The organism is Bacillus sp. MUM 13, from assembly GCF_001866725.1.
Lineage (GTDB): Bacteria > Bacillota > Bacilli > Bacillales > DSM-1321 > Peribacillus.
Window position 1 is genome coordinate 1 of sequence record NZ_MLYQ01000007.1, and the last position, 12,846, is coordinate 12,846.

Genomic DNA, 12,846 nt, shown 5'->3' on the forward strand with positions numbered 1-12,846 from the left:
CCGCTCAAGGATGCCCGCTTTCCGCGGGGCGGGCAGTGAGCCTCACAAGCAATGCTTGCGGGGTCTCACCTTCCTGCTAATCCCACAGGAGTCTCGCACCTTACACTCCAATCAACCCGGTTTAACAACAGGATCTTACAGAATATATTAAAATACAACAATCTTTAAGAAATGAGCCCTGACAAAAAAAGAACCGATGGAGATATAACTCCATCGGTTTAAAAAGGGGGAAATGAGAATGTCAGCTGCTTAATGTTAGCTTAACAACTGTGCTTGCTCTTTATATACCCTTTTTAGGAAAGGATAAACATTTATTTAAAAAATATTTTAAGGTTTAATTTATCCTTTTGGTGCTCAATTTTCCCGGGGATCCATGAGCTCCCTGCTTTTTTGCAGCAAGCCCCAATCGGCATTATTGTGTTACAGCTTCAGTTACTGCAGCTTTAACGCTGTCATTTGTATCCATACCGAGAACAGATTGTGCAAGTTTTTCCATATCAGACTTGTTAAGCTTGGAGATCAATGACCTTGCTTTAAGAATGGAAGTTGCACTCATAGAGAACTCATCCAGCCCTAAACCAAGCAATACTGGTATTGCAATTTCATCTCCGGCCATTTCTCCGCACATCCCTGCCCACTTTCCTTCTTTATGGGCAGCATCGATAACCATTTTAACAAGGCGCAAAATTGCTGGGTTGTACGGCTGATACAAATAAGAAACTTGTTCATTCATACGGTCTGCTGCCATAGTATACTGAATCAGGTCATTTGTCCCGATGCTGAAAAAGTCAACTTCTTTTGCAAAGGTGTCAGCCATAACAGCTGTCGATGGAATTTCCACCATGATTCCGACTTCAATTGTTTCGGATACCTTTACACCGCTGTTTTTAAGCTTTTGTTTTTCTTCTTCAAGGATGGCTTTTGCATCGCGGAACTCTCCAAGAGTTGCAATCATCGGGAACATGATTTTCAGGTTTCCGAACTGGCTTGCACGGAGCAATGCACGAAGCTGAATCCGGAAAATTTCCTGTTCGTCCAGGCACAGACGTATGGCCCGGTACCCAAGGAATGGATTCATTTCTTTAGGAAGATTCAGGTATGGAAGTTCCTTATCGCCGCCGATATCCAGTGTACGGACGACTACTGGCTTTCCGTCCATACCTTCAAGCACAGCTTTGTATGCCTCAAACTGTTCTTCTTCAGTTGGCATTTGGTCTCTGCCCATATATAAGAATTCAGTCCGGTATAAGCCAACACCTTCGCCGCCATTGTTTACAACGCCGGTTAAATCCTTAGGTGTTCCAATGTTTGCCACCAGCTCAACATGGTGCCCATCTGCAGAAACTGTTTTTTCATTTACCAGTTTTGCCCATTCAGCCTTTTGATTTTCATATGCTTCCATTTCGGATTCATATCTTTTAACAAGCTCTGGAGTCGGATTGATATGTACTTCGCCATTCAAGCCGTCAACAATGATCAGGTCTCCATTTTGGATAATATCAGTTGCTTCTTTTGTGCCTACTACTGCCGGAATTTCCATGGAACGTGCCATAATAGCAGAATGGGAAGTCCTGCCGCCGATATCCGTTGTAAAAGCCTTCACATATTGGCGGTTTAATTGCGCAGTATCGGATGGAGTCAAATCTTTAGCAATGACGATAACTTCTTCCTGGATCATGCTTGGGTTCGGAATTTGGACTTGAAGGAGATGCGAAAGAATCCGCTTTGTAACATCGCGGATATCTGCAGCACGTTCTCTCATGTATTCATTATCCATTTGTTCAAACATCGTTACGAACATATCCGCTGTTTCTTTTAATGCAAACTCTGCATTTATGTTCTCACTCTTAATTTTATCTTCGATTGGAGAAATAAGCTCCGGATCACCAACCACAAGCAGATGCGCATCAAAAATGGCGGCTTTATCTGCTCCTAAGTCAATTTCAGCTTTGTCGCGGATGCTTTGCAATTCTGTTTTTGAGGTTTCAACAGCAGTTCTGAAACGGCTTACTTCTTCATCTGCACTATCGATTGATTGTTTTTTCACGGTGAGATCGGGCTCAATTAATCGATAGGCTTTAGCGATAGCAATGCCGTTAGATGCGGCTATGCCATTCAATAGTGTTGACATTATTCAGCCAAACCTTCTTTTTTCAATGTTTCTTCAAGAGTATTCAGTGCATCCTGTTCGTCGCTGCCTTCTGCTGAAATTGTGATGTCAGAATCTTTGCCTACACCAAGGGACATAACACCCATGATGGATTTAAGATTTACTTTTTTGCCTTTATACTCAAGGTGGATTTCAGAATCATATTTGCCTGCTGCCTGTACCAGTAAAGTTGCCGGGCGTGCATGAATACCTGTTTCTGCAATTACGTGAAATGTTTTTTCTACCATTCTAATCAATCTCCCTTTTATTTGTATGGTTTAATAAATGTTTCATTTACTGAACAACATGAATTTCTGTTATTTACAGCTTTCCCGCCATTACAAATTCTATGTTATAAAGTAAACAAGTGTGCCTATGGAAATGAAAGCATTTCCATAGTTTGCGGAACTATAAATTAATACTTATCATTCATCAGAATAGCATTCCTTTGGCTTTCATACAATCATTAGGCTCACTTTTCATGATAAAAAGAGTACACAATATTTAACCTAAAATCAACTAATTTGCAGCAAAAAAGCAATCATAAGATAATTCAGAAAGCCCGCAGGAGTTCGTTTATAATATTAAAAATGGTCATCTTTGGCAGAAATAGAGCGGCAGCATAGTGTGTGACATTTAAGAAAAGCCCAAAAATATGCCGCTTTATTATTCACTTTCGCTTTTCAATAAGTTACTATAATTTTACATATATCAATTTCACTATTCCCAAACACACAGTCTTTCGGGGATATGGAAATTGACCAGGCGGCCCCTGGCCATACGTTTCTGGAGGTGTACCATGAAATATAATAGAGAAGAATCCTTCCGTTTTAACTTCAATCCCCCGTTTCCGGGTTACTTTACCATAACCAAGATGAAAGGACTCGAAGGCATGAGCAAGATGGGAAAAATGGAAATTCTGGATCTCAGTCCCGGCGGAGTTAAGTTTCAATCACTTCTGGAGCTGCCTGTTAATCAGGACACAGCGTTTTCCCTTTCATTTACATTGAATGAAGAAAATGAACTAATTCTTCCAGGCAGCATCATTTGGAAGCAAAAAAAATTGAATCACTATCATTATGGATTCGATATTGCCGAAGACGCGGAGAAAAAAGATATGATCATTCAGGAATTAAAAAAATTCCGTAAGAGCCGTTTATGAAAGAGATAAACCCGGCTCTTTTTTTATGGAATAAATACTCAGAATTATCAGCCTTCGATTAAAAAACTTTCTTTCTTCTCCTTTCACCCAGCAAATCGTTATTTAACAACACTGTTTTGTCTATTTTCACACCATAACGCTGTCTATTTATCCTTTTTACCTTTTAGCCATTGCCGGGAAAACATAATAAAGTTATTTCACCCGGGAATAACCGAAGAGTGCACTCTTCAAAAAGGCAAAAATATGGATGAATTCACAGCACTTTGCAATCAATATACTCCAATGATTCACAGCATTATCCGACAGTTATCCATCTACAAAAATAAAGAAGACTATTTTCAAATCGGCCTCATTGCATTATGGGAGGCAGAAGAAAAATTTTCTGCAGAAAAAGGCTCCTTCCTAAGCTTTGCTTATTCAATGGTAAAAGGGCGTATACTTAATGAATTAAAAAAAGAGGCCAGGTTTGACTCCCGCTTTACACCGGCCAGCGCTGATCTGTTAAATGAAATTAGCGAAGTTTTTCATGATCATCTGCTTGAAGAAGAGATTTTATTAACCTACTGCGAATCTCTTACAGCAAAGCAGGCATCATGGGTTCTGCTCTCATTTAAAGATAACCTTACAATCCAGGAGATTGCAAAAATTACAGGCTCTTCAGCCTGCGCCGTTAAATCATGGAGAAAATCTGCATTGAACAAGATAAAAGCCGAATTATCAAACTAAAAAATCTGCGGCTTCTTATTGTTCATAAGTACCCATTAATGAATACTTCCATCAGTCAGCTGAAAGTTTTAGCCGATAAAAAAAGCCGTCCATTGCCGGTATCCGAATGTAATTTTGAAAATGAAATACATTCGGTCACGGCCTGGACAGGCTGTTATATTATTTCTTTAGTATTTTTCCGTTTACTATTTTTACACCATAAGATATCGATTGAAGATCGCGCCAGACATTTTTCTTTGCAGAAGAACTTTGGGCAATGATTTTATCCTTCTTGATATAGTATGGAGAAAAACTCATATAGATGGATGATTTACTCAAATGCAAATGAAGCAGACCTGTTTGGGCAGCTGCCCCAGTTACATAATCAGGAAACAGGAAGTTCCCCAAAGAGTATGCAATTGGCTTGCCTTTATAATATTCGAACCCCTGCAGGACATGCGGATGGCTCCCTATTACTCCATCAGCGCCTGAGTTGATCATTTTCTTAGCCCATTCTCTTTGATAAGGCTCTGGCTTCTTATTTTTTTCAACACCCCAATGAATGTAAACAAAGACATAATCAGCATATTTCTTTTCTCTTTTAATCACTGAATCTATGACATTGATATCATACCCGCTGGCAATACCTGGCCGTTTAGCTTGTGCCATCCAGCTCGTATCAGGCAGTACCCTTGAAAAAGCCAAAAACTTAACCTTTGCTCCATGCACGACTTGTGTATATGCACGATAAGCTTCCTTAGAGCTATTACCGGCTCCAATATAGGGAAGATGATACTTTTTAAGATTGTTCATGGTATCAGCCAGGCCTGCCCTTTTATAATCCATTGAATGATTATTTGCCAGAGAAACCAAGTCAAAACCCGAATTCTTTAAACCGGTTAATGCTTTGGGATCAGACTTAAACGTATATTGCTTCACATTTTTATCTTTTCTTGTTGTGATTGCTGTTTCTAAATTAGCAATAGCAAAGCTGCTTTGTGTAACCTCATTTTTCACTTGCTGAAAAGGATAAGATGCACCCTTTTTATTAATTGTGTTTTTGACCGACCAATCCATCATGACATCGCCTGCAAATGTAATTCTCGTGCTTTGGTTCACTGTTTTTGCCTGTGATTGAGCTGGCAGGTATCCAAACATCAGCATCATCACTAAGCTTGCTGCTGTCAACTTACTGAAAGAAAAAGCCATTCTGTATTCCCCCTTTAAACTATTACAATTGTAATATAAGGAAATACTGAATAATGTCGAACTTTGTCAGGGGTTATTTTTAATTTTCTTTTTCATTTCTGACCCTTACATCTGCTTTAGCTGCGCGGATTTTCCGTATATTCGTATATTACCTCTCCATTATGCTGTGCAGTACCTCTGAAATGCTTAAAATCATTACGCTTAACCAATACATTGCGAAAATCCATGAATTGCTCTTTGCTTACCCTATAGTTTTCAAACTCTTTACTTGCGAGCTTTTCCAATATCTCATGTACCTGGATTTTATCCATTTTCTTTTGCCTCCCGATCATAAAATGTATTTTCTATTTTACCATCATACTTTACTCTAGTCTTTCACTCAATTGGCCCACAAGGAGTTGAGGAAATAATTGTGATATTTTCAACTTTTTTCTTTACGTATTCTTTAAAATAGTGCAAACTGTAAAGTGAAATATTAGAATTTTCTGTGCATAATCTTCCATCTCTCACTATGAATGATTACATAATTCGATTTATTTAATATCCTCCAGGCTTTAATGAAGCATGAGAGTGAAAAAGAAATTTTGATATTTTTGGCACAATACCAATTTTTATCTTCGCTATTCTTAAAAATGAAAATGGAATGGAAAAGGATGGTTTATATGAAAAAGGCAGACGTAGGAAATATAATTGAGTTTCGCGATGGCTTAAAGGGAATCGTAGAAAAAGTGAATGAAAACTCTGTCATCGTTGATGTAACTTATATGGACAACTACCGTGATTATGAATTGGAGCAAAAAACTGTAGTGAACCATAAGAATTACAGAATCATACAAGCTCAGGCATGATGATATTCCAGGAGAACGTTTCAGATTTGAAACGTTCTTTCTTTTTTAAATCAAATACGATTATAATAGAAAGATAAGCTGGACATTTTTGCAGGATTTATCATAATTTGTAACTTGCACCCGCCAAATTTCGTCTATAATGACATAAGCAGGTTTCACGCTGATTGAATCAGCATTTACTTTTCTCTCAACGCTGGAACCAACTACACGAGGAGGAGAATCAATGAACAGATTACAGGCCATTCTAGCAGGCGCTTCGATCACACTAGCTTTAACAGGATGCGGAACGGCAGAAAGCGGCAGTGGAAACATCCAGAAAAAGGAAGACAACAGTAATGCCTCAACTGCTGCCAGCACTCCTAGTGATAAACAAGGGCAAAAAAAGACAGATGCACCTAAACAAACAGACTCAAAATCCACTCCGGCCAAACAAAGCGATACTGACAGCAAAACAGACAGTGAAAACCCTTCAGTGAGGGTATTGGAAAAAAATCTTTCATACTCTGTTAACGGTGCGGAAAAGAAAAATACGGCCTTTCTTAAAAGAAGCGAAAATCAGCATTTCAGTATGTATGTGCTTCCTGGATATGTGTTGACTGCCGAGGAGCCAATGAAGGATTCTTTATTTGTAAAAGGCAAAGAAGATATTTTTATGCGAATAGAAATTCTCCCTGCTGATGCAGATTGGGCAGACATTGAAAATAATACAAAATTGCAGCTGAAAAGTGTTTCAGAAAACATCAAGGAAGTAAGCGATCCAAACCTTTCCATCCCTAACGCGAAAATGCTTGAAGCTGATAACGGCCATGATATAGTCACCGGGATCATCATTAAAGATGAAAAAAACCCTGTCAGGCTTACTCTATTTACTACGAAGGATAATGATCACCGAAAAGCTTTTATAGAAATGGGAAAAACCATTTTAAAAGATCAAAAGAAATAGGGCCTTCGCTGCCTCATCTGCAAGCATCACGGCAGATGAGGTTATTTATTCAGCCTCTTGATCCATATCAGCAGCAAGAAACTCATGCCGATATATCCAAATAGAGGATACAAATATCCCAGCAGCACTCCATACTTCAGTTTGCCTGCAGCAAAAGCCAGCAGAAAAATCCCTCCAATAATGACGATTCCCGGAATTTTCACGTTTGCTCCAATCTGCCTCTGCAGTCCAAAAATATTTCCAATTACCGAAGTAAAGATCTCTCCGTATATTACCAGGATAAAAATCCAATAAAGATTGGATGCCGCCGTTTTCATTAACTCAGCGGAAGGTATTTCATAATCTGTCAGATTCGGAAGGGTCACAAGAGCGAAATGGCCAGAAAGCAGAATGACTGTCAAAAAAATGCCTCCTAAAACAGCTCCATGCTTTATGACTTTTTCATCGCCAATTTCAAATGCTACAGGTACCAGAACTGCCTGCGACAGCGCCAAATTAAAAGCTGTATATGTGAGCGGAGAAATTATGGCTCCAAAGGTTAATCCTTGGTCCGGCACAGTCAAAAAGGATGCAGTAAAATGGCCATTATTAATGGTCAGAATGCACAGCAGCACACTAAAAAAAATCATAATAGGCACCACAAAAGAATTTACAGCAAATAACCCCTTCATGCCGAACATCAAAACAAGCGAAGCTAAAATAATGGTCACTGCCACGCCAGCAAGCTTAGAAAAGCCAAGCTGTTCCTCAAAAACGGCACCTGACCCTGAAATCATTACAGCTGTTACACCGATCAGCATCATAATGAATATGACATTCACCACGGAAGAAAGCTTTTTTCCAAACAAAAAAAGATTAAATTCTTCAAATGTAGCAGCTCCCGCCCGTGAGGAAAGAATCATCATTTTTGAGCCTGTAAAAATAAAAATATAGCCTGCTATTAATATCCCTATAAACCCGTAAAAACCAAAACGGGTAAAAAATTCAACGATTTCTTTTCCAGTTGCAAATCCGGCTCCAACAATAGTGCCGACGTATACAGCAGCAATCTGAAAAGCACCTGTCCACCTAGATAGCATGCCTCTCCCTCCTTCCTGACATATATATGCGCAACATCAGCCATTAAGACAAGCATCAGGCACTTTTCCTTGTTCTTCCATTACATGCTCATTTTAAAATGTAAAGGCAAAACCTTCTGTTAGCTATTAAATTACAGGGAGGGCAACAAAAAAAGCTGTTCAAAAGAATAATCTTCTGAACAGCTTTCTCTGATATTCCCGTCCTTTTTAGCCTTTGTAAACTTACAGCCGGTTCCTTACCCAGGTGCCGATTTCCAGCCTGAGGTCCGGCACAACCGGAAAAAGATTGACTGGACTCATCATGGAGGGTTATCAGTGCTTGGCTGTTTTAAAGAGACTGATCTTCTACAGAAGACAGGTATTCATCGATGACATCAACAACCGATTTTACTGTCCCTTCTTTAAAAGGAGACTGCAGATTGGACGCTTCAATAAGGCCAAGAAATGACTTGCTTCCGCCCATTTCACACAGTGCGGCATAATCCTTCCATGCTTCTTCCCTGTTTTCCCTTGAGCGCTTCCAGAACTGGAAAGCACATATTTGTGCAAGTGTATAATCAATATAATAAAAAGGCGAGTTAAATATATGGCCCTGGCGATGCCAGTATCCGCCCTGCTCTAAGTAAGAATTATCTCCATAATCGCGATGCGGAAGATACTTCTTCTCAATGCTTCTCCAAGCCTGCTTTCTTTCCTCAGGAGAGGCATCCGGATTTTCATAAACGAAATGCTGAAATTCATCGACTGCTACTCCATACGGCAAGAATGTAAGCGCGCCGCTTAAATGGCTGAATTTGTATTTTTCCGTATCTTCTTCAAAGAACAGCTCCATCCATGGCCATGTAAAGAATTCCATGCTCATTGAATGAATCTCACAGGCTTCATATGTAGGCCAGTTGTATTCCGGAATTTCAAAGCCTCGGCTTCTGAAAACCTGGAATGCATGGCCTGCTTCATGTGTAAGTACATCTATGTCCCCTGATGTCCCATTGAAATTTGAAAAAATGAAGGGAGCTTTGTAGTTTTCAATGTAGGTGCAATAGCCACCGCCAGCTTTGCCTTTCTTTGCAACAAGATCCATCAGCCCATTACTGATCATAAATTCAAAGAATTCCTTTGTTTCCTTCGATAAATCACTGTACATTTTCTGGCCGTTTTCAATAATCCAATCTGGGCTGCCCTTTGGAGCTGCATTGCCTGATTTGAATTCAAAGCCTTCATCATAATATTTCAGTTCGTCAACAGAAATTCTGCTGCGCTGGCGTTCCTTGAGTTTTGTAACAAGAGGTACTATATATTCCTCTACCTGTTTGCGGAAATCGGCCACCATTTCAGCATTATAATCTGTACGTGCCATCCGGTAGTAGCCAAGTTCAACGAAGTTTTTATAACCAAGCTTGCGGGCGATTTCATGGCGGACCTTGACAAGCCTGTCAAAAATCCCATCAAGCTTTTCTTCATTTTCAACCATGAATCCGCTGTGGGCCTGGCTCGCTTTTTTTCTCACTTCCCGGTCTGATGATTCAGCGAAGGGAGCAAGCTGTGCCAGTGTCCTCTCTTCCCCCTCGAAATCAATTTTTGCAGATGCAATTAATTGAGTATACTCCGTAGAAAGCTTATTTTCTTTTTGAAGAAGCGGAATGATTTCTGGCGAAAAGGTCTTCAGCTGGGCATCGGCCAATGCAAAAAGCTGTGTGCCCCATTTTTCTTCCAGCTGGCTGCGGAAATTAGAAGAAACCAGCTCCTTATAGTACTGTGAAACCAATTCTTCGATTTCCGGGGCAATTTCATCCAGATAATCATTTTCAGCTTTATAAAACTCATCATTTGTATCGATTGAATGCCTTATGTAACAAATATTGAACATTGTGCCAATATCATTTCTTATTTCATTGATATCTCTCATGGCTTCGCTTTGGCTTTTTTCATCTGCAGCTGATTTGAAGCGCTCCAAAGCTGCAGTAAAAGCTGTTTTTATTTCCGTCATGTCAGGCCGTTTATATTCATATTGATCAAATTTCACAATGACACTTCCTTTACATACATTTATTTTCCCTGTATACAGGAAAATTTCATACTTAAATACTATTCGCTGGCCTAACGGGAATTCCTGCCTGCGGAAGAGGAATTTTTGCAAGCTTCCATAATCTCGCCGCATTTAAAAAAAGGGTGTTTTCTAAACTTTGCCGCCTTGAAGGCGGCTGATTTCAGTGCTTCCCCGGGCTGCCATTGTGCCTCCTCAGCTGTTCCGCAGGAGACTCGCACCATTATGCCCTATCAGCCGATTAACAATGAGATTGCCTCACAGTAAAAACAGCAATCTTTAAGAAAGGCTCTTTTCTTAAAGATTGTTGTTTTTATATATTCCGTGGGGCGATCCTGTTGTTTAACCGGGTTGATTGGAGTGTAAGGTGCGAGACTCCTGTGGGATTAGCGGGAAGGTGAGACCCCGCAAGCTTTGCTGTGAGGCTCACCGCCCGCCCCACGGAAAGCGAGCATCCTGTAGCGCGAAATCAACCCCTTGTTCAGATAGCAACAAAGTTTACGAAAACAGCCTTAAGAAAAGAGCAAAAAAAGAAGCACCTCATAGGTAAGGTGCTCTTTTTGGGCATTAATTGTCTAATGCTTTATAACCTATTTTTTTCACCAATTCAATAACTGTTTCTTTTTCTTCCGCAGTCAATACATTCATAATTTCATCTATTCTGCTTTCGTGTTCAGGAAAAATAGATTCTACGAAATCTTTTCCTTTTTCGGTTATTTGCGCGAAGGTGACGCGGCGGTCTTCTTTGCACGCTACCCTTCTCAAATAATCTTTTTGTTCCAGTTTATCGACTACATATGTGATACTTCCGCTTGCAAGCAGGATTTTTCCGCCAATTTGCTGAAGCGGCTGATCTCCTTTATGATAAAGCAGCTCCAATACAGCGAATTCCGTAGGATTTAAACCTTGTTCGGCAATATATTTATTTACCACATCATTAATGGACCTGTTAGCCCGCGACAAAACAATAAATAGCTTTAAGGATTGCTGAATACTTTCATTCATTCCTTTTCCCAACCTTTTGAACATATTTAATTCATATATCTCGAATTAAAAATTATTATATTCAATTTTTTTTTTTTTGTCAATTTCCAGCATAGGTTTATCTATTGTTTCATAAAACGATTTGTTATACTAGTGAAAAAAATAAAAAGTAGTGAAAAGATGAAAAAAAGGCAAAATCATGCATTATATATTTTATTCGTTGTCTTGCCGATGATCTTTTTGATGGTCATTTATTGGTTCCATCTTGAAAAAAAAGGGGAATTAAAATATAAACTAAAGTCAGAGTGGGTCGGCTCCATTCACCATCAATACATTGATCAGGTTATTAAAGAAACCAGGGAAAATCTGCAGATGCTTGCATTAAGCGGGTCATCCTTTATAACTGACAAAGAAAAAATGATGGCTCTGCTAATTAAAGCTTCAAAAACAGATCCAAGATATGGTGCTATGTATTTGCTGAATCTAAACGGTACTGTGATGGCAGGCTCTGAGCCTGGCGAGGACGGAAAAAAAGTCCTGACAGAAAACTATAGGCGCACGGCACTTCTCACCAAAAGCACAGTTGTAGAAGATGAACGCGAGCATATAGACGGATACGATTATTTTTCTGTGTCTGCACCTATCCTGGATGAGGAACGTGAAGTTGAAGGATTTGTTTTAGCGCGAATCAGGCTGGATTACATGGAAAATGTCATGAAAATCCTTACCCCGGACTATTCTGTGAAATTACAGAACAAATCCGGAGGAAGCCTGATCAGAATTAATCCGCAAAGCACCCTTTCAGCTGGATCCTGGACAGCAGGTACACTTGATGAGGTACCATGGAGACTCTCCGTAAAACCTGATAAAAATTTTCCAGTTGTAGATTATAGGGCTTTCTTTTATTTTGCAATATTCGGGCTCATCATTACACATATCCTTTTTCTTACGGTTAAGTATCTCCTTTTGAGAAGAGAAGCAAAAAAGCAAAAATCGATGATGGAAGCACAAAAATTAGAGGTTGTCGGAATGCTTGCTGCAAGTACTGCCCATGAAATCAAAAACCCGCTGACCGGCATTAAAGGACTTGTCCAGCTCCTGGAGGAGAAATATAAAGATAAACAGGATGAACTGTATTTTTCCGTCATTAAAAATGAGATTGAGAGGATAAATTCTATCGTAAGTGAATTCCTGATTTTAGGAAAACCTACCGCCCAGCATTTATCAAGCATAGATCTTTGCCTTATTTTAGAAGAGCTTGAACCACTAATTCAATCTGAATCACGCTTATATAATGTTGATTTCAGCCTCCACATGCCAGAGAAGCCTGTTGTAGTGCTTTGTACACGTGACCATCTGAAACAGGTAATTTTAAATATTGCAAAAAACGGGTGTGAAGCCATGGCGGAAGGGGGAACCCTTGCCATCACTGTATATCAAAGGGAAAAAGAAGCAGTGATTGAAATTGCCGACACAGGTATTGGCATGACCGAGAAACAGCTCAGAAAGGTGTTTGATCCTTTTTATACGAATAAAGATACTGGAACAGGACTTGGGCTGTACGTCTGCAAGAGGATCGTTGAACTCTTTAATGGGTCAATCCTCCTTTCAAGCCAGGAGGATAAGGGAACTAAAGCTGAAATCATTCTGCCTTTCTCTGATATAAATTAGGTATGGTATCGGGGAATTCCCGGACAAACCCCGATATATCGTTTGCCCATCC

At 39.7% G+C, this 12,846-nt stretch carries 12 protein-coding genes; 5 read left to right on the top strand and 7 right to left on the bottom strand.

What is annotated here, in order from left to right; translation table 11 throughout:
- Positions 1 to 412: 412 nt before the first annotated feature.
- Together ptsP and BIV59_RS02765 are read right to left on the bottom strand one after the other, a co-directional pair.
- A complete protein-coding gene (gene ptsP, locus BIV59_RS02760; RefSeq protein WP_071349920.1) occupies positions 413 to 2,131 on the bottom strand; it encodes a phosphoenolpyruvate--protein phosphotransferase in 1,719 nt (572 codons plus the stop codon).
- Positions 2,131 to 2,397: a phosphocarrier protein HPr gene (locus tag BIV59_RS02765; RefSeq protein WP_071349921.1), complete on the bottom strand. Its 267-nt coding sequence runs from the start codon at positions 2,395 to 2,397 to the stop codon at positions 2,131 to 2,133. The genes ptsP and BIV59_RS02765 overlap by 1 nt, the downstream gene beginning before the upstream one ends.
- Positions 2,398 to 2,948: 551 nt before the next feature.
- Here BIV59_RS02765 and BIV59_RS02770 point away from each other — a divergent pair.
- A complete protein-coding gene (locus tag BIV59_RS02770) occupies positions 2,949 to 3,311 on the top strand; it encodes a PilZ domain-containing protein (protein ID WP_071349922.1) in 363 nt (120 codons plus the stop codon).
- A gap of 243 nt (positions 3,312 to 3,554) precedes the next feature.
- Positions 3,555 to 4,037 (top strand): sigma-70 family RNA polymerase sigma factor, encoded by a 483-nt coding sequence (locus tag BIV59_RS02775; protein WP_071349923.1) that lies wholly within the window; start codon positions 3,555 to 3,557, stop codon positions 4,035 to 4,037.
- A gap of 159 nt (positions 4,038 to 4,196) precedes the next feature.
- On the opposite strand, the gene BIV59_RS02780 is transcribed toward BIV59_RS02775, so the two are convergent.
- Together BIV59_RS02780 and BIV59_RS02785 are read right to left on the bottom strand one after the other, a co-directional pair.
- Positions 4,197 to 5,225 carry a CapA family protein gene (locus BIV59_RS02780; RefSeq protein ID WP_240501841.1) on the bottom strand — a complete coding sequence of 343 codons (1,029 nt, stop codon included), beginning with the start codon at positions 5,223 to 5,225 and terminating at the stop codon, positions 4,197 to 4,199.
- A 116-nt stretch (positions 5,226 to 5,341) separates the two neighbouring features.
- Positions 5,342 to 5,536 carry an abortive phage infection protein gene (locus BIV59_RS02785; RefSeq protein WP_071349924.1) on the bottom strand — a complete coding sequence of 65 codons (195 nt, stop codon included), beginning with the start codon at positions 5,534 to 5,536 and terminating at the stop codon, positions 5,342 to 5,344.
- A 351-nt stretch (positions 5,537 to 5,887) separates the two neighbouring features.
- On the opposite strand from BIV59_RS02785, the gene BIV59_RS02790 reads away from it, so the two are divergent.
- Both BIV59_RS02790 and BIV59_RS02795 read left to right on the top strand, forming a co-directional pair.
- The gene (locus tag BIV59_RS02790; RefSeq protein ID WP_071349986.1) at positions 5,888 to 6,073 is read left to right on the top strand and encodes a YkvS family protein; all 186 of its coding nucleotides are present in this window, start codon (positions 5,888 to 5,890) and stop codon (positions 6,071 to 6,073) included.
- A 223-nt stretch (positions 6,074 to 6,296) separates the two neighbouring features.
- The gene (locus tag BIV59_RS02795) at positions 6,297 to 7,016 is read left to right on the top strand and encodes a hypothetical protein (protein WP_071349925.1); all 720 of its coding nucleotides are present in this window, start codon (positions 6,297 to 6,299) and stop codon (positions 7,014 to 7,016) included.
- 41 nt (positions 7,017 to 7,057) lie between these two features.
- Here the strand turns inward: BIV59_RS02795 and BIV59_RS02800 are convergent, their stop codons facing one another.
- The 3 genes from BIV59_RS02800 to BIV59_RS02810 form a co-directional block, all read right to left on the bottom strand.
- Positions 7,058 to 8,095 carry a YkvI family membrane protein gene (locus tag BIV59_RS02800; protein ID WP_071349926.1) on the bottom strand — a complete coding sequence of 346 codons (1,038 nt, stop codon included), beginning with the start codon at positions 8,093 to 8,095 and terminating at the stop codon, positions 7,058 to 7,060.
- Between the two features lie 328 nt (positions 8,096 to 8,423).
- Positions 8,424 to 10,082 carry a M3 family oligoendopeptidase gene (locus BIV59_RS02805; protein WP_481747412.1) on the bottom strand — a complete coding sequence of 553 codons (1,659 nt, stop codon included), beginning with the start codon at positions 10,080 to 10,082 and terminating at the stop codon, positions 8,424 to 8,426.
- 624 nt (positions 10,083 to 10,706) lie between these two features.
- Positions 10,707 to 11,144, bottom strand: coding sequence for a MarR family winged helix-turn-helix transcriptional regulator (locus tag BIV59_RS02810; RefSeq protein ID WP_083392011.1), 438 nt, complete (start codon positions 11,142 to 11,144; stop codon positions 10,707 to 10,709).
- A gap of 159 nt (positions 11,145 to 11,303) precedes the next feature.
- Between BIV59_RS02810 and BIV59_RS02815 the strand changes: the two genes are divergently transcribed.
- Positions 11,304 to 12,794 (top strand): PAS domain-containing sensor histidine kinase, encoded by a 1,491-nt coding sequence (locus BIV59_RS02815; RefSeq protein ID WP_071349928.1) that lies wholly within the window; start codon positions 11,304 to 11,306, stop codon positions 12,792 to 12,794.
- Positions 12,795 to 12,846 lie beyond the last annotated feature (52 nt).